The 21,511-nt window shown below is 63.1% G+C and carries 19 protein-coding genes and 1 pseudogene; 8 read left to right on the top strand and 12 right to left on the bottom strand.

Annotated elements, in window-relative coordinates; translation table 11 throughout:
- Positions 1-91 precede the first annotated feature (91 nt).
- Entirely contained in the window at positions 92-529 is a 438-nt protein-coding gene (locus tag X733_RS143080; RefSeq protein ID WP_023724852.1) for a MarR family transcriptional regulator, read from the top strand.
- Between the two features lie 31 nt (positions 530-560).
- On the opposite strand, the gene X733_RS143085 is transcribed toward X733_RS143080, so the two are convergent.
- From X733_RS143085 to X733_RS143095, 3 genes are all read right to left on the bottom strand, one after another.
- Positions 561-1,184 carry a DUF4304 domain-containing protein gene (locus X733_RS143085; protein WP_023819553.1) on the bottom strand — a complete coding sequence of 208 codons (624 nt, stop codon included), beginning with the start codon at positions 1,182-1,184 and terminating at the stop codon, positions 561-563.
- Positions 1,185-1,202: 18 nt separating this feature from the next.
- Positions 1,203-2,237: an L-threonine 3-dehydrogenase gene (gene tdh, locus X733_RS143090; protein WP_023819552.1), complete on the bottom strand. Its 1,035-nt coding sequence runs from the start codon at positions 2,235-2,237 to the stop codon at positions 1,203-1,205.
- Between the two features lie 88 nt (positions 2,238-2,325).
- Positions 2,326-3,513 carry a glycine C-acetyltransferase gene (locus X733_RS143095; protein ID WP_023819551.1) on the bottom strand — a complete coding sequence of 396 codons (1,188 nt, stop codon included), beginning with the start codon at positions 3,511-3,513 and terminating at the stop codon, positions 2,326-2,328.
- A gap of 308 nt (positions 3,514-3,821) precedes the next feature.
- Between X733_RS143095 and X733_RS143100 the strand changes: the two genes are divergently transcribed.
- Complete coding sequence (locus tag X733_RS143100; protein ID WP_023672920.1) at positions 3,822-5,888, top strand: EAL domain-containing protein; 2,067 nt, start codon at positions 3,822-3,824, stop codon at positions 5,886-5,888.
- Between the two features lie 21 nt (positions 5,889-5,909).
- Here X733_RS143100 and X733_RS143105 read toward each other — a convergent pair whose 3' ends face one another.
- Positions 5,910-6,344: a MarR family winged helix-turn-helix transcriptional regulator gene (locus tag X733_RS143105; protein ID WP_023682928.1), complete on the bottom strand. Its 435-nt coding sequence runs from the start codon at positions 6,342-6,344 to the stop codon at positions 5,910-5,912.
- A gap of 162 nt (positions 6,345-6,506) precedes the next feature.
- Here X733_RS143105 and X733_RS143110 point away from each other — a divergent pair, with 162 nt between their 5' ends.
- Positions 6,507-6,914 (top strand): hypothetical protein, encoded by a 408-nt coding sequence (locus X733_RS143110; RefSeq protein WP_023745497.1) that lies wholly within the window; start codon positions 6,507-6,509, stop codon positions 6,912-6,914.
- 220 nt (positions 6,915-7,134) lie between these two features.
- On the opposite strand, the gene X733_RS143115 is transcribed toward X733_RS143110, so the two are convergent.
- Positions 7,135-9,180 (bottom strand): NADH:flavin oxidoreductase, encoded by a 2,046-nt coding sequence (locus tag X733_RS143115; RefSeq protein WP_023705764.1) that lies wholly within the window; start codon positions 9,178-9,180, stop codon positions 7,135-7,137.
- Between the two features lie 140 nt (positions 9,181-9,320).
- Between X733_RS143115 and queF the strand changes: the two genes are divergently transcribed.
- The gene (gene queF, locus X733_RS143120) at positions 9,321-9,782 is read left to right on the top strand and encodes a preQ(1) synthase (protein WP_023682931.1); all 462 of its coding nucleotides are present in this window, start codon (positions 9,321-9,323) and stop codon (positions 9,780-9,782) included.
- 218 nt (positions 9,783-10,000) lie between these two features.
- On the opposite strand, the gene X733_RS143125 is transcribed toward queF, so the two are convergent.
- From X733_RS143125 to X733_RS143140, 4 genes are all read right to left on the bottom strand, one after another.
- On the bottom strand, positions 10,001-10,612 hold the full coding sequence (locus X733_RS143125) for a hypothetical protein (RefSeq protein WP_023819550.1): 612 nt from the start codon (positions 10,610-10,612) through the stop codon (positions 10,001-10,003).
- A 4-nt stretch (positions 10,613-10,616) separates the two neighbouring features.
- On the bottom strand, positions 10,617-11,096 hold the full coding sequence (locus X733_RS143130; RefSeq protein WP_023694426.1) for a DUF3828 domain-containing protein: 480 nt from the start codon (positions 11,094-11,096) through the stop codon (positions 10,617-10,619).
- A gap of 93 nt (positions 11,097-11,189) precedes the next feature.
- Complete coding sequence (locus X733_RS143135; RefSeq protein WP_023819549.1) at positions 11,190-12,839, bottom strand: ABC transporter substrate-binding protein; 1,650 nt, start codon at positions 12,837-12,839, stop codon at positions 11,190-11,192.
- Positions 12,840-12,900: 61 nt separating this feature from the next.
- Complete coding sequence (locus X733_RS143140) at positions 12,901-14,451, bottom strand: trimethylamine methyltransferase family protein (protein ID WP_023753734.1); 1,551 nt, start codon at positions 14,449-14,451, stop codon at positions 12,901-12,903.
- 89 nt (positions 14,452-14,540) lie between these two features.
- Here X733_RS143140 and X733_RS143145 point away from each other — a divergent pair, with 89 nt between their 5' ends.
- Complete coding sequence (locus X733_RS143145; RefSeq protein ID WP_023682936.1) at positions 14,541-15,443, top strand: LysR substrate-binding domain-containing protein; 903 nt, start codon at positions 14,541-14,543, stop codon at positions 15,441-15,443.
- A gap of 271 nt (positions 15,444-15,714) precedes the next feature.
- A pseudogene (gene mutL, locus X733_RS1000000168520) lies at positions 15,715-17,585 on the top strand (DNA mismatch repair endonuclease MutL).
- A 187-nt stretch (positions 17,586-17,772) separates the two neighbouring features.
- On the opposite strand, the gene X733_RS1000000169735 reads toward mutL, so the two are convergent.
- Complete coding sequence (locus tag X733_RS1000000169735; RefSeq protein WP_155924255.1) at positions 17,773-18,399, bottom strand: hypothetical protein; 627 nt, start codon at positions 18,397-18,399, stop codon at positions 17,773-17,775.
- Between the two features lie 79 nt (positions 18,400-18,478).
- The gene (locus X733_RS143150; RefSeq protein WP_023819548.1) at positions 18,479-19,372 is read right to left on the bottom strand and encodes a DMT family transporter; all 894 of its coding nucleotides are present in this window, start codon (positions 19,370-19,372) and stop codon (positions 18,479-18,481) included.
- 92 nt (positions 19,373-19,464) lie between these two features.
- Between X733_RS143150 and X733_RS143155 the strand changes: the two genes are divergently transcribed.
- Positions 19,465-20,391, top strand: a complete 927-nt coding sequence (locus X733_RS143155) for a LysR family transcriptional regulator (protein WP_023819547.1) — start codon at positions 19,465-19,467, stop codon at positions 20,389-20,391.
- A 17-nt stretch (positions 20,392-20,408) separates the two neighbouring features.
- Here the strand turns inward: X733_RS143155 and X733_RS143160 are convergent, their stop codons facing one another.
- Entirely contained in the window at positions 20,409-21,008 is a 600-nt protein-coding gene (locus X733_RS143160; protein ID WP_023819546.1) for a hypothetical protein, read from the bottom strand.
- A gap of 112 nt (positions 21,009-21,120) precedes the next feature.
- Here X733_RS143160 and X733_RS143165 point away from each other — a divergent pair, with 112 nt between their 5' ends.
- The gene (locus X733_RS143165; RefSeq protein ID WP_023694434.1) at positions 21,121-21,354 is read left to right on the top strand and encodes a DUF2093 domain-containing protein; all 234 of its coding nucleotides are present in this window, start codon (positions 21,121-21,123) and stop codon (positions 21,352-21,354) included.
- Positions 21,355-21,511: the final 157 nt, after the last annotated feature.

Genomic DNA, 21,511 nt, shown 5'->3' with positions numbered 1-21,511 from the left:
CGGCCTGCCGGCGATGTTGACCAAACTGGTTTCATTTGTAACCATCGAAAATGTAACTATCAACGGCTGATGCCGCATCCACGGTGCGCATATGGAAACCCTCGAACTCGAAAATTTCCTGCCCTACCGGCTTTACCGGCTGGCCGACGCTGTCAGCCGAGAATTTTCAAAAATCTACCGCGACCGTCACGGTCTGACGCGGCCGGAATGGCGCACACTCTCTGGGCTCGGACAGCGCGGCACGATGACCGCGACGGCGCTCGGCGAGCAGTCGGCCATGCACAAGACCAAGGTTTCGCGGGCGGTGGCGGAGCTTGAGCGGCGGCGCTGGCTGACGCGCACGCCGGACGAGAATGATCGGCGTGTGGAGCATTTGGCGCTGACCAAGGCGGGACTGGCCGCCTATCGCGAGATGGTGCCGCTGGCGAAAGCCTTTGAACGGCAGTTGCTGGCGAGGCTTGGTACGGAAGAGCGGGCGGCGATTGTGAATGGGGTGGCGGCGCTGGAGGCAAAACTCACCTTGGGTTGAGATCTTCCCATAAGTTCGACCGTCGCTGAAATCAGATCGCGAATGCGGCAGGCAACGCCCCTAGACCGTAATAGGCGCGTTCGGCTTCAATGAAGCCTCTGACACGGCTTCGAAATGCCGCCGGATCATCAATGTAGGCTAGAAGCGCCTGCGCTTGCGAAGCCGCGTGTCTTTGAGCGCTTTCAAATAGTCGCCTTGCCGTTTCAAAATCACCGGCCAAACCAGCCGCCACCCCGGCGTGGAAGGCCGCCCACTCGCCGTAGGCGCCCGGCTGCAGTTCACTCACGAGGATTTTCGCTGTCGCCTGGACGGAAGGGAACATCGATCGGTGAACCTGATCGATTTCGACGACCTTCTTGGCCATTTGATCAACCGCGAGAAGAAACTGTGGCGGGCTCTCGAACGGAACGAACTGTCCAATGTGCTCAACGCGATCGAAGGTAATCGTTTCCGGAAGCGAACCCCAGAGCCAGTGGACTGCTACGTTAAGGTAAGTGCCCTTGGACCAGGAACTGGGCTGGAACTCGACTACACTTAGCCAGAAGCCGCGATCGGCGATCCAGATTCGGGACTGCCCTTTGCGTCGAAATCCGGCCGGCTTCAGTACGAGCTTTGCCTGCGAGGCAATGATACGACCGTGCTCATTGTCCGCCATCTTGCACCCACACGTGCCTCACCAATCCATCACCACCTTGCCCGAACTGCCGCTCCGCATCGCGTCAAACCCCGTCTGGAAATCGTCGATCCCAATGCGGTGCGTAATCAGACCCGACACATCCAGCGGCCCCTGCACCAGGGCGATCATCTTGTACCAAGTCTCGAACATTTCGCGGCCGTAGATGCCCTTCAAGTGCAGCATCTTGAAGATGACCTTGTTCCAGTCGATTTCGAAGCCGGTCGGCGCGATGCCCAGAATGGCGATCTTGCCGCCATTGTTCATGGTGTCGATCATGTCGCGAAAGGCGGGCGCGGCGCCCGACATTTCGAGGCCGACGTCAAAACCCTCGGTCATGCCCAGCGCCGGCATAACGTCGCGCAGTTTTTCCTTCGAGGCATCGACGACATGCTGGAGGCCGAGCTTTTTGGCCAGCGCCAGCCGCACCGGGTTGATGTCGGTGATGACGACTTTTTGCGCCCCCACACATTGGGCAACGAGCGCGCCCATGATGCCGATCGGCCCGGCGCCGGTGACCAGAACGTCTTCACCGACCAGGTCGAAGGACAGAGCGGTGTGGACGGCATTGCCCAGGGGATCGAAGATCGCGGCGATCTCGTCGGGCACATCGTCGGGGATCGGCACGACATTGTGCTGCGGGATCGCCAGATATTCGCCGAAGGCGCCGGGGCGGTTGACGCCGACGCCGAGCGTGTTGCGGCAGAGATGCCCCCTGCCGGCGCGGCAATTGCGGCAATGGCCGCAGACGATGTGACCTTCGCCGGAGACACGCTGGCCGACCTTGTATTCGGTGACCGCAGCGCCGAAATCGGCCACCGTGCCGACGAATTCATGGCCGGTCACCATCGGCACCGGCACGGTCTTCTGCGCCCACTGGTCCCAATTGTAGATGTGGACGTCGGTGCCGCAGATCGCCGTCTTCTTGACCTTGATCAGCACGTCGTTGGGGCCGATCTCCGGCACCGGTACCTCTTCCATCCAGATGCCCGGTTCGGCCTTGGCCTTCACCAGCGCCTTCATCATGTTCGACATGCTACAACTCCTTACCCTCCCCCTTGTGGGGAGGGTGGCCCGNGCGGTCGAAAGTCGACCCTCCCCACAAAGGGGGAGGGTAAAACTCTCAGCCAATCACGCCCAGTTCCTTGCCGACTGCGGCGAATGCCGCCACGGCGCGGTCGATGTCGGCGGCGGAATGCGCCGCCGACATCTGCGTGCGGATGCGCGCCTGGCCTTTCGGCACCACCGGGAACGAAAAACCGATGACATAGATGCCGCGCTTCAGCATGCGCGCCGCCATTTCCTGCGCCAGGCTGGCATCGCCCAGCATCACCGGGATGATCGGGTGATCGGCGCCGGCCAATGTGAAGCCGAGCTTGCCCATCTCGGACCTGAACCGCGCCGCATTGGCATAGAGGCGCTCGCGTAGCGCATCGCCATTTCGGATCAGCTCGAAAACCTTGATCGAGGCGCCGGCGATCGCCGGCATCAGCGTGTTGGAGAAGAGATAGGGCCGCGAGCGCTGGCGCAGCCAGTCGACCACCTGGCTTTTGCCCGAGGTATAGCCGCCCGACGCGCCGCCCAGCGCCTTGCCGAGCGTGCCGGTGATGATGTCCACCCTGCCCTCGACGCCGCAATGCTCGGCCGAGCCGCGGCCGTTTTTGCCGACGAAGCCGACGGCATGGCTGTCATCGACCATGACCATGGCGTCGTATTTTTCCGCGAGGTCGCAGACGCCTTTCAGATTGGCGATGATGCCGTCCATGGAGAACACGCCGTCGGTGGCGACCAGGCGGAAGCGGCAATCCTTCGCTTCCTTCAGCCGCGCTTCGAGATCAGCCATGTCGTTGTTGGCGTAGCGGAAGCGTTTTGCCTTCGACAGTCGCACGCCGTCGATAATCGAGGCGTGGTTCAGCGCATCGGAGATGATCGCATCCTCCTCACCGAGCAGTGTCTCGAACAGGCCGCCATTGGCGTCGAAGCAGGAGCCGTAGAGGATGGTGTCGTCCATGCCGAGGAAAGATGAAATCGTTGATTCAAGCTGCTTGTGCTCTTCCTGCGTGCCGCAGATGAAACGCACCGACGCCATGCCGTAGCCATAGCGGTCCAACGCGCCTTTGGCTGCGTTACGCAATTCGGCGCTGTCGGCGAGGCCGAGATAGTTGTTGGCGCAGAAATTCAGCACCTTGTCGCCACCGACCTCGATCTCAGCCGACTGGGTCGAGGTGATCACCCGCTCGGATTTGTAGAGCCCGGCGGATTTCAGACCTTGCAGTTCATTGTCGATATGGGAGAGGAATGCCGCGCTCATGATCAGGTCCTGTTGAGATTGGCGCGACTGTCGCGCTACGCGCACTAAAAATCCATCGCAAAAGCGACCGTTTCGGTGGCACGGCGGGCTCAACCCTGGCGCGATCCGATCGCATGGCCAGCATGCTGGAGTAGCAGGCACGCGAATACGGCCGTGCCGCGAAAGAACATGATAACCATTTCAGCAGCTTTCGTTTACTGCGGAAGCAACAGTTCCGCCGGCTTCCAGACCTGTTAACCCTTTCAAGCCAATGGTCTTCTCGCCACGAATCGGTGGCAGAATCAGTCGACCGAGGGGTCACCTAGAATATGTCGCAGCAGCCGGCGCAAACCGTCTCGGGCAAACTCATCCTGCTGATCAAGAGCGGCTACTGGCTGGCGCTGCTGATCATCGCCGCCATGGTGATGGCTTCCTTCATCCTGCTGCAGCAGATGATGGCGGCGCAACAGCACAACCATACTCTGCTCGACATCGTCAGCACCCAGAAGGCGCTGTCGCAGCGCATCGTCTTTTTGACCAGCGCAACCGGCTCCGCCGCGCGTGACAAGCAGCCGGCCCTGGTTGCCGCGCTGAAACAGGCGACCGCCGAGTTCGAGACCAACTACGACCTGCTCCTCAAACAGACGGGAGCCGACCCGCTGTCGCCGGCATTGTCCGACCCAAAGTCGATCGAGAGCGTCCTTTACGGCAAGCCGTTCCACCTCGACTATTTCTCGGTCGGGCTGGTCGCCAATGGCGAAAGGCTGATCTCGTCCTTCGAATCCCAGCTCTCCGGCAATGCCGCCTACAAGGGCGGCGGCGAGCGCGTCAATCTCGATGCTTCCGTCGCCAATGCGACGCTGTCGGGTTATGCCGCGCTCGGCCAACGCATCGCCGCATTCGCCGACGAGCGGTCGGAAAAGCTCCTCGATCTCCACCGCACCTTGTTCTACGCCACCATCGGCGTCATCGTGCTGGTGGCGCTTTTCATCTTCCGGCCGATGTCGAAGGCGATCCTGCGCAAGACGCACGAGCTTGTCGATGCCCGCAACTCGATGGCCTTCATCGCCGTACATGACGGGCTGACCGGCCTGCACAACCGCACCTTCCTGACCGATCACTTCGAAACGCTGATCAAGGGCGCGCATCGCCGGCGTGAGAGGCTGGCGGTGATCCAGCTCGACCTCGACCGGTTCAAGCAGATCAACGACACACTCGGCCATGCCGCCGGCGACTATGTGCTGGTCGTCACCGCCCAGCGCATGCGCGATTCCTGCCGCGCGTCGGATCTGTGCGCGCGCCTTGGCGGCGACGAATTCGTGATGATCCTCAATGGCGCCGGCGGCCCCGAGGACATCAACATGCTGGCCCGTCGCATCCTGGAGGAGATCAACGAGCCGATTACCTTCCAGGGCACGACCATCCTTCCGGGGGCCAGCGCCGGCATTGCTGTCTATCCCATCGACGCCGACAATGCCGAGGATCTGCTCGTCCACGCCGATCTCGCGCTCTATTCCGCCAAGAAGCTCGGCGGCGGCAGCTTCTCGTTCTTCTCCGAGGAACTCAGGCGCGAGCTAGACTACCGCAAGCAGCTCGAGCACGACATCAAGGTCGCGATTTCGGAGAACGCCTTCCAGGTCTATTTCCAGCCGCAGGTGTCGCTGAGCAACGGCGCCATCAGCGGCATCGAGGCGCTGGTGCGCTGGAAGCATGCCGAGCGCGGCATGATTGCGCCGGGCGAGTTCATTCCGGTCGCCGAAAAATGCGGCTTCATGCCCGAGATCGGCCGCATCGTCTTTACCAAGGCGATCGAGCAAGCAGCCGAATGGGATCGCGCCGGCATTGCCTTCGGCCGGCTCGCCGTCAACGTGTCCGGCACCGAGCTGCGCGAACCCGACTTCGACCGCTTCCTGTTCGCGACGCTGGAAAAGGCCGGCCTGGCGCCGCAGAAACTGTCGCTTGAAATCGTCGAATCCGTCATTCTCGACGACGAGAAGACGGGCATCGCGGCGAAGCTGCGCCACATCCGCGCTGCTGGCGTCCATCTTGAGCTCGACGATTTCGGCACCGGCTATGCCTCGCTCAGCCACGTCAATCCCAACGAGATCGACCGGCTGAAGATCGACCGCCGCTTCGTCCAGAACATCAACGAGAATGGCGACAACACCAAGATCGTGCGCGCCATCACCGAGCTGGCGCGCGGTCTCGGCATTTCGATCGTCGCCGAGGGCGCGGAAACCGAAGCCGAGCTCGATTCGCTGATGGCAATCGGCTGCGACCAGGTGCAGGGCTATTCCATCGCCTTCCCGATGCCGCAGGACAAAGCGCGCGAATGGCTGCTGGCGCGCAGCCCGAAGAAAGCCAAGCTGAAGGTGCTTCAGGGCAATTTAGCCTAGACTATTGCCCACCGGTGCCGGTCATTTGGCCGGCGCGACATTCGCCCGCAATGCCGCCAGCACCTCGGCGAACTCCGCCAGCCTGTCGTCCGGCAATCCCGCGCGCAGCCGCTTGTCGAAGATGAGAGCCGCCGCCCGCAGCTTCAGGAACATCGTTTCGCCCGCCTGCGTCAGCTCGACCAGATGAACCCGGCGGTTGTCCGGATCGCGGCGGCGCGTCAGCAAGCCTTGCGCCTCCATGGCGTTGAGATGGTGGGTGAGCGTGGCGCCCTGGATGCCGATCATGCCGGCAAGTTCGCGCTGGTTGGCAAGCTCGCTCGACTTGACCGAAAGCAAGGTCAGCCACACCGGCAGCGTGCCGCCGGCCTCGACCAAAGCGGCGTCAAAGGCCTGCGCCACCAGCTTGGAGGTGCGCGCGAGATTCATGCCGATTGGCGGACGGTCAAAGGGAGTCATGCGCCGACAGTAGAACAAGGCGCCGAGCGATGGAACGCGGCATTATACATTGACATCGAACCATTTGATACCTAACTATCATGCGTGTCGATCTACCGAGTTCGTATCATCCTGCATTCGACAGGGATCCGAGGACGGGCGGCGGGCAAGGAGGAAGCGGTCATGCAATATGTCTACATCGTCGTTATCGGCCTTCACGTCATGGCCGGTGTGTTCTGGGCCGGCACCACCATCACGCTTGCCCGCGACCCCGAGATCAGGGCGGAGCGCTTTATCGGACCGCAAATGGGCTCGGCCGGCATGGTGTTCGTGACCGGGGCCCTGCTCTGGTATTTCTTCCACGGCGCCTATTTCGGCTCGATGGAAATGGTGCTGGCGCTAGGCATCCTGGCCGCCTTCGCCGCTGCCGGCGTTCTCAGCGTCGTCGTCCGCAAGACCAGCCGGCAGCTTGCCGGCGCGGACGCCGCAACGGAAGCGGCGCTGCGCACCAAAATGGCCCGCGGCGAGCGCATCGCCGCCTGGCTTCTGGTGCTCACCGTACTTTGCATGGCGACGGCCAGGATGATTTGAGCCCTGCCGCGCGTTGCCTCCCGGTTGAAAAGCATTCCGCATCGTGCGTCGCCTGGCTCTCGGCTGGTGGCGTACGCGGCGCGCAGTTCGGACGGATGTGCAAGGTGGCTCTCCGCACAGAGGTTTGGCTGCGCGCCACCCATCACTTTGATCGATCGAGTTGCGCCCGCCGGAAGGGTGAGATCGAGCTTTGGAACAAGCCGTAGGCCGGCTTGTAGGCTCAAACCCGCAAGCCGAACCTGATGCCATCATAGATGGCGGCGTGGATGTTGCGCGAGGCGACCGCATCGCCGATGCGCAACAGCACGAAGCCGCCTTCGGGGTTGCGTGAAGGAAAAATATCGCCGCCGCCGACCAGCCGCTCGTAATCGACCGCGCCACCATTCTTCGACAGCGGTTTCAGCTGGAGATAGAGATCGTCGAGCGGCGCCGTGCCGTGCTCGACCACCACCTGGTCGACCCGCCTTTCGCCACGCCAGCCATCGGCAAAGTCGGAGGCGAGTTCGGCGACCAGTTGGTTGCCCTCGCGCCGTACCGAGCGCAGCCTGGTGTTGATGGTGATGGTGACGCCCTTCTCCTGGAAGGCGCGCATATAGGGCACGTGGTTCATTCCCCCCATTTCGGGGGCGAAGAAGCGCTCCGGCGAAACCAGCTCCAGTTTTGACCCTGCATTGGCGATCAGCTCCGCCGCGCCCATGCCCTGGTGGCCACCATTGTCGTCGAAGAGCAGCACGTTCTCCGCCGGCTTGATGCTGCCGGCCATGATGTCCCAACTCGACGTGACGAGATTGTCGCCTGATGTCAGCGGCGGGTTCTGCGGCAGGCCGCCGGTGGCGATCACCACCACGTCGGGCGACAGCGCCAGCACTTCGTCCTGCTCGGCCCATGTGTCGTAGCGGATCCCGACGCCGAGCCGGTCGAGTTCGGCCAGCCGCCAGTCGATGATGCCGATCAACTCCTTGCGGCGCGGGTTCTGCGTCGCCAGCCGAACCTGGCCGCCGGCCTGACCGGAGGCTTCAAGCACCGTGACATGATGGCCGCGTTCGGCCATCACGCGAGCTGCCTCGAGCCCGCCAGCGCCAGCGCCAACGACAACGACGTTCCGCCTGGGCCCTTCGGTCTTCAGGATGATATGCGGAATCTCGGCCTCGCGGCCGGTCGCGGCATTGTGGACGCACAGCGCCTCGCCGCCTTCATAGATACGATCGAGGCAATAGGTGGCGCCGACGCAAGGCCGGATCTCGTGCTCGCGACCTTCCATGACCTTCTTGATGATGTGCGGGTCGGCGATATGGGCGCGGGTCATGCCGACCATATCGAGCTTGCCGGTCGCGATGGCGTGGCGCGCCGTGGCGACATCGGAAATCCGCGCCGCATGGAAGGTCGGGAATTTTGTTGCCGCCCTCACCTCGCCGGCGAAATCGAGATGCGGCGAAGAGCGCATGCCGGTCACCGGGATAACCTTGGTGAGCGCCGCGTCGCTTTCGATCGAGCCGCGGATGATGTTCAGGAAATCGACCTTGCCAGAATTGGCGAGCCGTCTCGCGATCTCGACGCCCTCGGCCTTCGACAGGCCTTTGTCAAAGTCCTCATCGGCGACCATGCGGATGCCGACGATGAACTTTTCACCGACGGCAGCCCGCACGGCATCCAGCACCATGTCGGTGAAGCGCAGCCGGTTGTCGAGCGAACCGCCGAACTCGTCGTCGCGATGGTTTGTGGCCGGCGACCAGAAGCCGTCCATCAGATGGCCGTAGGATTCGAACTCGATGCCGTCGAGGCCGGCCGCCTGGCAGCGCTGCGCAGCGGACGCATAGTCGGCGACGATGCGCTCGATATCCCAGTCCTCGATAGTTTTCGGGAACGCGCGGTGCGCCGGCTCACGCACCGGCGAGGCCGACAGCACCGGCAGCCAGTCGGCCTTGTTCCAGCCGGTGCGGCGACCAAGATGGGTGATCTGGATCATCACCTTGCAGTCATGCTCGTGGCAGGCGTCCGCCAGTTCGGCCAGCCACGGCACGATGCGGTCGTCATAGACATGCAGATTGCCAAAGGCGGCCGGGCTGTCGCGCGAGACGATCGCCGAGCCCGCCGTCATGGTCAGCGCCATGCCGCCCTTGGCCTTTTCGGCGTGGTAGAGCCGGTAGCGCTGTTTCGGCATGCCGTCCTCGGAATAGGCCGGCTCGTGGCTGGTCGACATCACCCTGTTCTTCAGCGTCAGGTGTTTGAGCTGGTAAGGCTGGAGAAGCGGGTCGTTGCTGGTCATCATCTTCCTGCCATTCCAATTTGTGTCGGAGCAGCGCGTGCTGCTCCAGTTCTTGTCTTAAGCATCGAATTTATTCGAAAATCGCTGCACACTTTTCGGTCCGGTGCTAATGAGCGCGGAAAATCCCCAGGAAAACCGCGATGATCGATACCAAAACCCTCACCCAGCTCGGCGCCCACGTCGAGACGCCACAGAGCCCGGAGACCGCGGTCCTGGAGACCGTGCCGTTCCAGCGCGGCGACGGACCGCCGGCGATCGTGCGCTTCACCTGCCCGGAATTCACCTCGCTCTGCCCGGTCACCGGACAGCCGGATTTCGCTCATATCGTCATCGACTACGCACCCGATGCGACCCTTGTGGAATCGAAGTCGCTCAAACTGTTCATGACCTCGTTTCGCAACCATGGCGCTTTCCATGAAGACTGCACGGTGATGATCGGCCGCCGCATTGTGGCGGCAACGAAGCCGCTGTGGTTGCGCATAGGCGGCTATTGGTATCCGCGCGGCGGCATTCCGATCGATGTCTTCTGGCAGACCGGCGCTCCGCCCGAAGGCGCCTGGTTGCCCGACACCGGCGTTGCCCCCTATCGCGGAAGGGGCTGAAGCTATTTTGCGGACCTTTAGCGGGACAGCGCCCCCTCTGTCCTGCCGGACATCTCCCGCACACGGGGGGAGATTGGCCGCCACATAGGCTTTCGCTAATCTCAAATGATGCGAAGCGGGCGAGACGCTGGAACTGCTGATCTCCCCACCCGTGGGGGAGATGTCCGGCAGGACAGAGAGGGGCGCGAAGGATCGCAGGCGCTGATCCTCAATCAACATTATTCGCACTGGTACTGGCTGAGCGCCCATTCACCGGTCACCGAAAGCAGATCGGATATCTTCCAGTCGCCGTCGACCTTCCTGAACTTCCATTCAAGGCGATGTGGATTGCCGGCGACGACGAAGGCGACAATGACCTTGGCCTGGTCGCCATTGATCGCTTCGAGCGTCTTCAGGCTGTTGTCGATCTCGGCCTTGTCATAGTCGGCATTGTCGAGCGCCATGTTGGGGTCGAGGCATTCGCCCTGCCCGGATTTGCGCAACGCGTCGCTCTTGTCGAGTACGGTCTTGGCCGGGTCGACGAAGTTTTTGCGCTGGGTCGGATCGAGCTCCAGTCCCACCTGATCGTAAAATGGCCGCACCACCGCCGTCGGGGATCCCGGCAGAATTGGTGCGGCCGGTGCGGCGTCGGCCGGCGGCCACCCAACCGGCGGTGTCGCCGGTTCCACCGCTGTCCCGGGTGGATTTGCGGGCGGTGCTGCGCCGGCCGGTGCCGCCACGGCCGGCGCATTGGCTGGCGGCGGGCCCAACAGGCCTTGTGCTGCGGCTGCGCTCATACCCACCGCCAGCACGCAAATGGGCGACAGCGCCAGGGCAAGACGGCGGAGCACGGGATCACTCCGGCGCTTTGTCGGGCATGCATTCCAGCGCGCTCAGCGTCCAGCTGCTGGTCTTGGAGGTGATGTCGGCAACCTTCCATTTGCCGTCGATTTTCTTCAGCGACCACAGCATTTCGCGTTTGGAATCATCGCCTTCCGCAAAAAGGCTGAAGGTGGCGGTGACTTCGGCCGTATCGCCATTGACGGTCTCGGCCAGCTTCAATGTCTTGGCAATCGACTTCTGGTCGAAATCCTGGGCGTCGAGGCCGGGATCGAAGTCGAGGCAGGCGACTTCGTCGGGCTTGTTCTTCGTTGCCTGGTCGTTGAGATCGAACAGCTTGGTCACCGGCTCGGTGAAGCGGTCGCGGTACTTTGCGTCTCCCTCGAATTTCACTTCAGGCACATAAAAGAACTTGACGGCGTTGGAAGCCGGCCCGGCCAGCACCGTCGCTGGCAAGGCAATCGAAAAGACAGCGGCAAGCACTATCGGTTTCATGCAGGATCTCCGGACGTTTGGCGGCAAGGTGCAATACCAGACATCCTGCATATCGGCTTTTTTGCGGCTCATGAAGCCCCGGCTTACACCCTCTCAGCCATCCAGCCAGACGTTCTGCAGGTCCATCTCGAAGGTCTGGTGGACGCCGTAGTTTTTCACCTTCTTGTTCATGTGGCTGTAGAGCTTCTGCCAGAAGGGTTGAATGATGACGCCGGAATCCTGCAGGATCTGCTCGACATCCTTCATTACCTCACGCCGTTTCTCCACGTCGATCAGCGCCAGCGCCTGCTTCAGCTTGGCGTCGAAGTCCGGGTTGGAATAGGCCGATTCATTCCAGGCTTCGCCGGTGCGATAACCAAGCGCCAGCACCTGGACGCCGAGCGGGCGCATGTACCAGATGGTCATCGAATAGGGATATTTCGTCCAGTCGTTCCAGAAGGTCGAGCCCGGCAGCACCGTGCGCTTGACCTTGATGCCGGCGTCGCGCAGCTGGCCGGCAATCGCGTCGCCGGTGTTCTTCTGCCAGTCGTCCTCGACGGTAATCAGCTCGTGCTCGAAATCGGCCTGCCCTGCGTCCGCCATCAGTTTCTTGGCGCCGGCCGCGTCGCGCGTCTTCTTGGGCAGCGCGAAATATTCCGGATGGATCGGGCTGACATGGTGGTTTTCGCCCACCGTCCCTCGCCCGGCATAACCGAGTTCCAGCACCGCATTGTTGTCGACCGCCATCTGCAGCGCGTTGCGCACCCGCTGGTCGTCATAGGGCTTGTGGGTAACGTTGGTGCGGGCAACCAGCGTGGTTGCCGTCGCAACCTCGGACTTCTCCAGCCCCATCTTGTCCAGGATGTCGATGAAGTCGGCCGGCGTCTCGAAATTGAGGTCGATCTCGCCGGATTCGAAGGCGTTGATCGAAGCGTTGAAATCCGTGCCGTAGTCGATAAACTCTACGCTGTCGAGCGGCGCTTCGCCGCCCCACCACTTGCCGTTTTCACGACGCTTGACCACCGCCTTCTGGCCGACATCGTAGGAGACCAGTTCGAACGGGCCCGTGCCGATCGGCTTCTTGACCGGATCAGCGCCTTCGGCGTCGAAATTGCGGTGGACGACGAGCGCGGGATAATCGGTAAGGTTCGGGATCAGCGAAATGTCGGGCGCGCTGAGCGTCAGCTTGACCGTGTTGTCGTCGACCTTGGCGATGGCGCCTTCCCTGGCCTTGCCCGACTTTTCATCGATCAGCCCGCCGACGCGCGCGGCCATGGAATTGCCGGCGACATTCTTCTCGCACCAGCGGGTAACATTAAAGACCACGTCATCGGCGTTGAAGGCATCGCCATTGTTCCAGGTGATGCCCTTGCGCACATGCAACGTGTATTCAGTGGCGTCGTCATTGATGTCCCAGCTTTCGAGCAGCACTGGCTCGAAGGTGAATTCCCTGGTGTAGCGGACCAGCGGCTCCAGCCAGCAGCGCGAGATGTTGGCGAGTTCCACCCAGTCATAGGTGCGCGGATCTTTTTGGGCCTTGACCGACATCGATATGTGCAGCGTGCCGCCCTTCTTCGGCTCCTCGGCAAAAGCCTGTCCCGGCGCGGCAAGGCCGATCATGCCGTAGGCCAGCGCCGTCGATGCGCCGAACGCACTCGCCAATGCAAGAAACTCGCGCCGGTCCATACGGCCAGCACGCGTCTCTTGCGCCATCGCCTCGATGGCCGTTGGCACGCGATCGCCATTGCTTTTGAAAAGTGTCATGTCTTTCTCCCTTGCGGTTCCCATCGGGTCTTCGCCCGTTATCAACTCATTCGTCGTTCTCTTAGCTAACGCTGTCGGGCAGCCTCTCCTCGCGCTGCGCGATAAAGTCCCTGAGGCCCTCGGCAATGCCCTCATCGAGTTTCGGCTCTTCATAGTCGGCCAGCATGTTGCGGGCTTTCTCGCGGCCGCGCGTGTCGTGGTCCTTCGCCCCTCCAGCCTTCCATTGTTCGTAGGAGTTGAAATCCATGATGGTGGGCATAAAGAATGCCGACTCGTAGTGATCGAGCGTGTGCTGGGTGCCGAGGAAATGGCCCTGCGGCCCGACTTCGCGGATCGCCGCCATGGCCTCCTTGAAGTCGTCGAACGACAGGCCGCCGGCATATTTGTACCAGCCGACAAGCTGCTCGCAGTCGGTGGCGAATTTCGAATAGCCGCAGGTGAGCCCGGCCTCGAGCCAGCCGGCGGAGTGCCAGATGTAATTGGCGCCGGCGAGGATGGCGGCATGCATCAGCATGTTGGATTCATAGCCGGCCTGGGCGTCGTTGAGCTTGGAGCCGACATGGAAGCCGGAGGTTCGCCAGGGCAGTTTGTATTTCCGCGCCAACGCGCCCATCAGATACATCATCTGCGCAGCCTCCGGCGTGCCGCCCATCGGCGCGCCGGTCTTCATGTCAACCGTCACCATGAACTGGCCGTAGATCTGGGGCGAACCCGGGCGCAGCAGCTGGGTGAAAGCGACGCCGGCCAATGCTTCGGCATTGACCTGCGCCACCGCGCCGACGGCCGAGGCCGAAGTCGATGCGCCGCACAGCGCAAAGGGCGCCAGGATCAGCGGCTGATTGCTGCGCGCATAGACCTTCATCGCGTCCAGCATGGTGGCGTCCCACACCAGCGGCGAGTTGCAGTTGGTGATCGACACCAGCACCGGGTTGTCGCGAACGAAATCTTCGCCAAAGACGATGCCCGCCATCGCCATCGTGTCTTCGGCCCGGTCTTTGGAAGTAACGATGCCCATGAACGGCTTGTCGGAATGCTTCAGCGCCGAATGGATGATGTGGAGATGCCGTTTCGGCACCGCGATCTCCATCGGCTCGCAGATGATCGAACTCGACGAATGCAGCGCCGGGGCCATGTAGGCGAGCTTGTGGAAATTGTTGAGGTCTTCAAGCGTGCCATAACGCCGGTTGTTGTCGAGGTCGCGCACGTAAGGCGCGCCATACATCGGCGCGAAGATGGAGTTCTTGCCGCCGACGCGCACGGTGCGCTCGGGATTACGCGCATTGAGGGTGAATTCGGACGGAACCTTCGCGACCAGTTCCATCAGCAGGCCGCGGTCGATGCGGACGCGTGTCTCGGACACGTCGGCGCCCGCCGCCTTCCACATGGCGATCGCCTCGTCGTCGCGGAACTCGCAACCGACCTCTTCGAGGATGGCGAGTGACTCCTGGTGGATCAGTTCCACCGCCTCGTCCGGGACCATCTGGTAGGTGGGGATCTCGCGGACCAGCGTCGGGAACGAGGTGACGGGGGCGCTCCTCAGCGCCTTGCGTCCGAGGCGACCGCCGCCGCGGCGGTGGGTTTGCTCGGTCAGTTCAGTGGCCGGTGCGTTCATGGAGCCTCCTCATTCCGTCCAACCAAGTTAGCGAGAGGAAATATGGATGTGATGCTGGAAAATCCTGATCTCTTGTATAAGCTCAGCTTATGCGAAGCCTGCGCCACCTCCTGCCCTCGGCCGGCAGCCTGATCGTCTTCGAGGCGGCGGGCCGGCTGTCGAGCTTCACCGCTGCCGGGCGCGAGCTCGGCATGACGCAGGCCGCCGTCTCCTATGCGGTGCGCGGGTTGGAGGAACAGCTTGGCGCCCAGCTGTTCCAGCGCCGCCACCGCCAGGTCGTCCTGACAGAAGCGGGCGAACGCTTCCATGCCGACGTCTCACTCGGCCTGTCGCATATCCGCAAATCGGCGGAGGATCTGCGCCTGCAGGCGACCGGCGGTCATGTCACGCTGGCGGCGTCGACCGCCTTCGGCTCGTTCTGGATGATGCCGCGGCTGCAGCAGTTCCGCGACGAACTGCCGGGCATCGACTTGCGCATCCAGACCGCCGACCGCGATCTCGACATCATCGCCGAGGGCATCCCGCTCGCCGTGCGCGGCGGCGAGCCGCGCGACTGGGCCGACTATCATTCGCTGCCGCTGGCCGACGAGGAGATTTTTCCAGTCGTAGGCGCCAGCTATCTCGCGAAATTCGGCATGCCAAGGAGCGTCGCGGAGCTGGCGACGCATCGCCTGATCCACCTCGAGGAGCCCTACCGCGAGGCGGCTAGCTGGGACGAATGGTTCCAGTCGGCGGGCGGCAGCCTCGACAACACCGCGCGCGGCCTGCGCATCAACGATTACGGCCTCGTGATCCAGGGCGTCATGGAGGGCCAGGGCATCGCGCTCGGCTGGCGGCATCTGGCCGAACGGCTCCTGGCTTCGGGGCTGCTGGTGCCGGTGACCGACCATGTGCTGAGAACCGGCAAGGCGTTCTACGTGGTTTGGCCTAAGAACCGTGAGCTGAGCGAGAATGCGCGGAAAGTCAGGGACTGGCTGGCGGCGCAGGCTTGAAATCGGTTGCAGCGTAGTCACTATCGCGGAGTTCCTTCACACCCCCCTCTGGCCTGCCGGACATCTCCCCCGCAAGGGGGGAGATTGGCAGTTCATATTCGCGTCACCCTTCAAGCATTGAAGATTGGCGAAAGCCGTCGTGACATCTGATCTCCCTCCTTGCGGGGGAGATGGCCGGCAGGCCAGAGGGGGGTGCTGTCCCGCTGGCGTCCAATGTCCGGCATTCATTGAAGCCTTCCGCACACCCTTCGAATCCGCCTATAATACCCCCATGCCCATTCGCCAGCTTTCCGAAACGATGATCAACCAGATCGCCGCCGGCGAAGTCATCGAGCGTCCGGCGAGCGTGGTGAAGGAACTGGTCGAAAACGCGCTCGACGCCGGCGCCTCCCGCGTCGAGGTCGTCACTGCCGGCGGCGGGCTGAACCTGATCCGCGTCACCGATGACGGCTCCGGTATCCCCGAACAGGAACTGGCGCTGGCCATTGCGCGCCACTGCACCTCGAAACTTGCCGACAACATTCACGATATCCGCTCGCTCGGGTTCCGTGGCGAGGCATTGCCGTCAATTGGTTCGGTGTCGCGACTGTCGGTTCGCTCGCGCACGGCCGCAGGCGACGCTGCAGCCGAGATCGCCATCGAAGGCGGCCGCGTTTCGGCGGTCAAACCGGCGGCGGCCAACCGCGGCACCACGGTCGAGGTGCGCGACCTGTTCTTCGCCACGCCGGCCCGGCTCAAGTTCATGAAGGGCGAGCGCGCCGAAAGCTCCGCCACCAGCGACGTGCTCAAGCGCATCGCCATCGCCTTCCCCGCCGTGCGCTTCACGCTGGCCGGCTCGGACCGCTCGACGCTGGAATTGCCGGCGACCGATGACAGTACCGAGGGCAGCCTGCGCCGCGTCGCTCAGGTGATGGGCGCCGAGTTTCCCGACAATTCCATCGCTATCGACGCCAGCCGGGACGGCGTGCACCTGACCGGCCACGTCTCGATCCCGTCCTTCACCCGCGCCAACGCGCTGCAGCAATATGCCTATGTCAACGGCCGGCCAGTGCGCGACAAGCTGATTGCCGGCGCCATTCGCGGCGCTTTCGCCGATGTGCTGCCGCGCGACCGGCACGCGGTGACCGTGCTGTTCCTGACGCTCGATCCGGCGACCGTCGACGTCAACGTCCACCCAGCCAAGGCCGATGTGCGCTTTCGCGACCCCGGCCTGGTGCGCGGGCTGATCGTCGGCGCCATTCGCGAGGCGCTGGCCAATGCCGGCATCCGCGCCGCCACCAGCGGGGCCGCCGGTATGATGGCGGCGTTCCGGCCGGGGGCTGCTTCCTACGCCCATGCCGGCCCCGCCAACGGCCACCGCAGCTACGACGCGGCCCACCGCGCGTCGGGCTTNACCGCGCGTCGGGCTTTGCCGGTTTCGACCGCTCGCCGCAGCGGCCGCTGGAAATGGGCTTTGATAGCGGCGGCTTCCGCGAAAACGATCAGGCGGCGTTCGATTCCGGGCCGCTGGCCAGCGCCGATGCGCGCGCCGGCACAGCCGAGCCGGCCGAGACGCTGCTCGGCACGACACTGGGGGCCGCCCGCGCGCAGGTGCACGAAAACTATATCGTCGCGCAAACCCGGGATTCTCTGATCATCGTCGACCAGCATGCCGCGCATGAGCGGCTGGTCTATGAGGCGCTGAAGAATGCGCTGCACTTACGCGCGGTGCCCTCGCAGATGCTGCTTTTGCCGGAGATCGTCGACCTGCCGGAAGAAGACGCCGAGCGGCTGGCCATGCATTCGGAGACACTTGCCCGGTTCGGTCTCGGCATCGAGCGCTTCGGCCCCGGTGCGGTGGCGGTGCGCGAGACGCCGTCTATGCTGGGCGAAACCAATGTCCAGCAATTGGTGCGCGACCTTGCCGATGAGATCGCCGACAATGATACAGTCGAGACGCTGAAAGAGCGCCTGGACAAGATTGCCGCCACCATGGCCTGCCACGGCTCGGTGCGTTCCGGCCGTCTGCTCAAGGCCGAGGAGATGAACGCGCTGCTGCGCCAGATGGAGGCGACGCCGGGATCCGGCACCTGCAACCACGGCCGCCCGACCTATATCGAGCTGAAGCTTGCCGATATCGAGCGGCTGTTCGGACGGCGGTGAGCACAAGCCAGGTCAGGGCACACGCTCAATTCACCAACAGGCGATAGTCCTTGAATCTATGAGAGAAAACGTAATCCGTTGAGTAGCCGGCGCTACCGCCGCGAAAATTCACGGAGATTATCTCGAAGCTTCCCCCAACCTGTTTTAGAACATTCATGTAGATGGGAGTCATCAGCATGCCGGCATCTCAATCGTCGTCATCGAAAACGATCTCCTGAACGACCTTCTTTTTCTTCTTGTCGATGACCCGCAGCTTACTCATGCAGACGAGAAAGCCGGCTTTCTCGTAGACCCCGGCAAATCTGTGGGTGGCTGTCTGCGCCCAGAAGGGGATCTCGACGGTCCCGTCAACCTTCGCCTCACCGGTATCGTCGAGGCTTGCGACCTTCTTCAGCACGATCGGGAACTTGTCCAGGCCTCTGTTCCAGGTCCCCGTTGCGCCGCTTTCGCCAAGGTCGAGAGAAAACGGACATCGGGCGGTGTCGACCGGCGTTTTCGATCCCATGACCAGGCCCCGGTCGAATTCCTTGTCGTCCGCAATCTCGCAAAGGGAGACGCTGGTACCGGTGATCTTGCCGTACACCGCTATCGGGCTTTGCTTCGCGTCGTAGAAATAGCTTCCTTCGACCGTAATCCCGCTGCCGAAACTGTCATATCTCTGCAGTGACAGATGGACTGGATTAGGCCCGATGACCCTTCGTAGTTTTCGACCTGGTACCAGCCAGCGAAGGCTTTCCCGGTCAGCAGCAAAACGCAAAAGATTGCCGATATGAACAGTTTTCCCATTCCATCCCCCAGCCAGGCAACTCACCATAACGGTCCTTCCTCCGGGTGTCTGCATGCTGGGGATACGGTTCCCGGTTTGAGTCCGGAAACGGTTCCAACTTTTTGTTTTAACGCTTGAAATTCACCACGATCACGCCGCCGAGGGCCAACGCACCGCCGATTATGCCGAGCAGCGTCGGCACTTCGCCCAGCCAGAAGAAGCCGATCAGGGCCGACATGGGCGAGACCAGATAGAGGAAGTTCGAGGCGCGCGCTGCCGGAAGACGCGACAGTGCGGTTGCCCAGGCGGCATAGGCGATCAGGCTGGGCACGATGCCAAGAAAGATCACGGCGCCGATACCGGCCGTGTTGGCGACCGCGGCCTGCGCAAAGCCGCTCGGCAGAAAGGGTGCCAGGCAAAGAGCGCCAAGGATCATGTTCGAGGCCGAAATGGTCAGCGGGTGATGGCGGGCAAAGAGCGGCTTCTGGACGATCGTGTTGACGGCCGAGCACAGCGCGGAGCCAAGAACCAGCAGCGCGCCGGTGTCGAAACTCAAGCCATTGCCGTCAGCCACAGCGATGATGCCGATGCCGGCGAAAGAAATCGCCGTGCCGAACCAGGCCCAGCTTGAGAAGCGCTCGCCGAGCAATGCCATTGCCATGATGGCGGTGAAGATCGGGCTGACATTGATGATGAAACCGGCGGCACCCGCCGAAACCGTCAATTCGCCGAAATTGAGCATGACAGTGTAGAGCGCGACGAAGATGGCGCCGCCAAAGACCAGGCGCCACACCTCGTCGAGCCTCGGCAGCGCCGGGCGCTTGACGGCAAGAAAGATCGCCGCCGGCACCGCGGCAATGGCAAAGCGCAGCGCACCGAGTTCCAGCGGCCCGAAAGCGGCGAGGCCGGCACGGATCGCGGGAAAGGCCGAGGCCCAGCCAACCACCGTCAAGGCCACGGCGATGGCCGCCGTGGTGTCCATCCGCTGTGTCGGATTCGACGTGCTGGTCGTTGCGCTCATCTGCCTGTCCTCGGGTTCCCAGAGTGTTGAAAGGCAGAAAGCGCCTTTTCGGCGCCGTTGACAAACGATCAAATCGAGGATCACCTGTGACTATGGATCACAGCTCAGACACAATGGTGCCGCTCGAGACCCTGCGCGCCTTCGATGCGGCGGCGCGAACGGGGAGCTTTTCGGCCGCGGCCGAGAAGCTCAACATCACCCACGGCGCCGTCAGCCGGCAGATCGCCAAGCTGGAGGACTGGCTGGGCTTGAAAGTGTTCGACCGCGGCGCGCGCGGCGTCTCGCTGACCATCGAGGGCAACCGCTTGCATCTGCGCACGGCCGAAGCCTTTGCGCTGATCTCCAGCCATTCCGACCGCTGGGTCGAGCCGCGCGGCACCGCCGTGGTGCGGCTGACCTCGATACCCTCCGTCAGCGGGCTGTGGCTGATGCCACGCATGGCGGCGCTGGAGAACAATCCCACCAAGCTGCGCATCGTGCTCGACGTCGACATCCGCCAGGCCGACCTTGCCGATGAAGGCATCGACCTGTCGGTCCGCTGCGGCCGCGGCGGCATTCCGGGCCGCATCTCGGTGAAGCTGTTCGAGGAACATGTCTTTCCCGTCGCCGCGCCCGGCCTTGCCCACGAGATCGGTCGCGGCGACCCGGCCCGGCTGCTCAAATTTCCGCTGATCAACGATTCCGACGCTTCGGGGTGGCGTGCCTGGTTTGCCGCGCAAGGGATGGACTACCGCCCGCGCCCGCAGGATCGCCGCTTCGAGGACTACAATCTGGTGCTCGACGCCGCAGCTTACGGGCTCGGCATCGCGCTGGCGCGGCCACCGCTGACCGGACACCAGTTGGAGGCAGGCCGCATCGTCGCCGTTGACGAGCGCACGGCGCTGAACCCGGTGTCGTACTGGCTCGACCGGCCGCTGGGGCGGCCACGCAGGGCTGCCGCCGAACTTTCACGCCGTATCGCTGTCGAGGCGGGGCTGGCGATGGACAAGATGGAAGCATTCCTCGAAGCCGAGCGATAGCGGCGATCGTTCGGTGCTCAGCGAAGCACCAGCAGGGCTAGCCCGACAATGGCGACGGCCAGAAACCCGGTTGCCAGCGCCATCAGACCGACACGCGTCTGCTTTCGGCCTTGCGGCTGGGCCGCATCATTCGGCCCAGACGTCGCCTGCTCCCGCTTCATTGGCATATCGGTGGTGGCAGCGCGGCGCTGCGGCGAAACCACGGGTGCGAGAAGCGCAAACCAGGGCAGTCCTACGGGCTTTGCGGGAGCGCCATCTTCGGCCTTGGCCGGCGGCAGCGGCAGATCGCGCTGTGTGTCGTCATTTGCCGGCGAGACCGCAACGACCCTTGTCGGCGCGACCTTGTCTGGCGCCTCGACGCCAGGTTCAGCAAGGGCCAGATAGGCTTGCAGGACCTCGGCAGAACCCGTCTGCTGCCCCTTTGCGGTGGCTGCGGACAACAGCGCCTGCAGCGCCGGCGCCGCTGCCTGCTGCAAAGGCGCGCCGGACGGCGTCGGCGGCTGCACCAGCGCCTTTATAAGTGCTGCTTTCGCCGGATCGGCCTTCGTCGACGGCAACGCTGCCAACATCATGGCCTCACGCAGCAGCGCGGTCAGGCGGGCGGATGAAATGTCCATACCGGTCCCATAAGAATGGTTTGGAGCGACAATAGCGCCTCAGCATTGCGTCAAGCTTGACCTTGCCGGCAATTTATGGCGATGAAATCAGCATGAACCTTGGCACCACTCCATGATGAACCGCTTCGAAGGCCCCGGCGGCAAGGAAGCCCGTATCCGCTATCTCGACGGCGACTTCCAGGTCACCAGCCCCGGCGCCTTCGTGCGTTGCGCGGTGACCGGCGAGAGCATTCCGCTGGACGAGCTCAAATATTGGAGCGTCGCCAGGCAGGAGCCCTATGTCAGCGCCGCCGCCTCGCTGCGCCGCGAGATCGAGATGCATCCGGACCTGCGCAGCCGGGGTTAAAGGCGCGCACAGAGCCGTTGGTCGCGTTCCTTCACACCCCCCTCTGTCCTGCCGGACATCTCCCCCGCAAGGGCATAGGCGCTAAGATAGGTGTTGCCCTGCGGAATCGGGTGTGATTCTACACTGCGATGACACACGAATCGCTTGTTGATGACGG

Source organism: Mesorhizobium sp. L2C066B000, assembly GCF_000502335.1.
In the GTDB taxonomy this organism is placed as follows: Bacteria; Pseudomonadota; Alphaproteobacteria; order Rhizobiales; family Rhizobiaceae; genus Mesorhizobium.
This window is presented reverse-complemented; position numbering and strand designations above follow the sequence as displayed.

Coding starts and splice junctions, on each gene's coding strand:
- X733_RS1000000169735 (WP_155924255.1), bottom strand. CDS start 18,399: ATGGTGAGTTGCCTGGCTGGGGGATGGAATGGGAAAACTGTTCATATC.
- X733_RS143165 (WP_023694434.1), top strand. CDS start 21,121: ATGATGAACCGCTTCGAAGGCCCCGGCGGCAAGGAAGCCCGTATCCGC.
- X733_RS143085 (WP_023819553.1), bottom strand. CDS start 1,184: ATGGCGGACAATGAGCACGGTCGTATCATTGCCTCGCAGGCAAAGCTC.
- X733_RS143145 (WP_023682936.1), top strand. CDS start 14,541: ATGCGAAGCCTGCGCCACCTCCTGCCCTCGGCCGGCAGCCTGATCGTC.
- X733_RS143155 (WP_023819547.1), top strand. CDS start 19,465: ATGGATCACAGCTCAGACACAATGGTGCCGCTCGAGACCCTGCGCGCC.
- X733_RS143130 (WP_023694426.1), bottom strand. CDS start 11,096: ATGAAACCGATAGTGCTTGCCGCTGTCTTTTCGATTGCCTTGCCAGCG.
- X733_RS143150 (WP_023819548.1), bottom strand. CDS start 19,372: ATGAGCGCAACGACCAGCACGTCGAATCCGACACAGCGGATGGACACC.
- X733_RS143160 (WP_023819546.1), bottom strand. CDS start 21,008: ATGGACATTTCATCCGCCCGCCTGACCGCGCTGCTGCGTGAGGCCATG.
- X733_RS143110 (WP_023745497.1), top strand. CDS start 6,507: ATGCAATATGTCTACATCGTCGTTATCGGCCTTCACGTCATGGCCGGT.
- X733_RS143140 (WP_023753734.1), bottom strand. CDS start 14,451: ATGAACGCACCGGCCACTGAACTGACCGAGCAAACCCACCGCCGCGGC.
- X733_RS143115 (WP_023705764.1), bottom strand. CDS start 9,180: ATGACCAGCAACGACCCGCTTCTCCAGCCTTACCAGCTCAAACACCTG.
- X733_RS143135 (WP_023819549.1), bottom strand. CDS start 12,839: ATGACACTTTTCAAAAGCAATGGCGATCGCGTGCCAACGGCCATCGAG.
- X733_RS143095 (WP_023819551.1), bottom strand. CDS start 3,513: ATGAGCGCGGCATTCCTCTCCCATATCGACAATGAACTGCAAGGTCTG.
- X733_RS143100 (WP_023672920.1), top strand. CDS start 3,822: ATGTCGCAGCAGCCGGCGCAAACCGTCTCGGGCAAACTCATCCTGCTG.
- X733_RS143080 (WP_023724852.1), top strand. CDS start 92: ATGGAAACCCTCGAACTCGAAAATTTCCTGCCCTACCGGCTTTACCGG.
- queF (WP_023682931.1), top strand. CDS start 9,321: ATGATCGATACCAAAACCCTCACCCAGCTCGGCGCCCACGTCGAGACG.
- tdh (WP_023819552.1), bottom strand. CDS start 2,237: ATGTCGAACATGATGAAGGCGCTGGTGAAGGCCAAGGCCGAACCGGGC.
- X733_RS143105 (WP_023682928.1), bottom strand. CDS start 6,344: ATGACTCCCTTTGACCGTCCGCCAATCGGCATGAATCTCGCGCGCACC.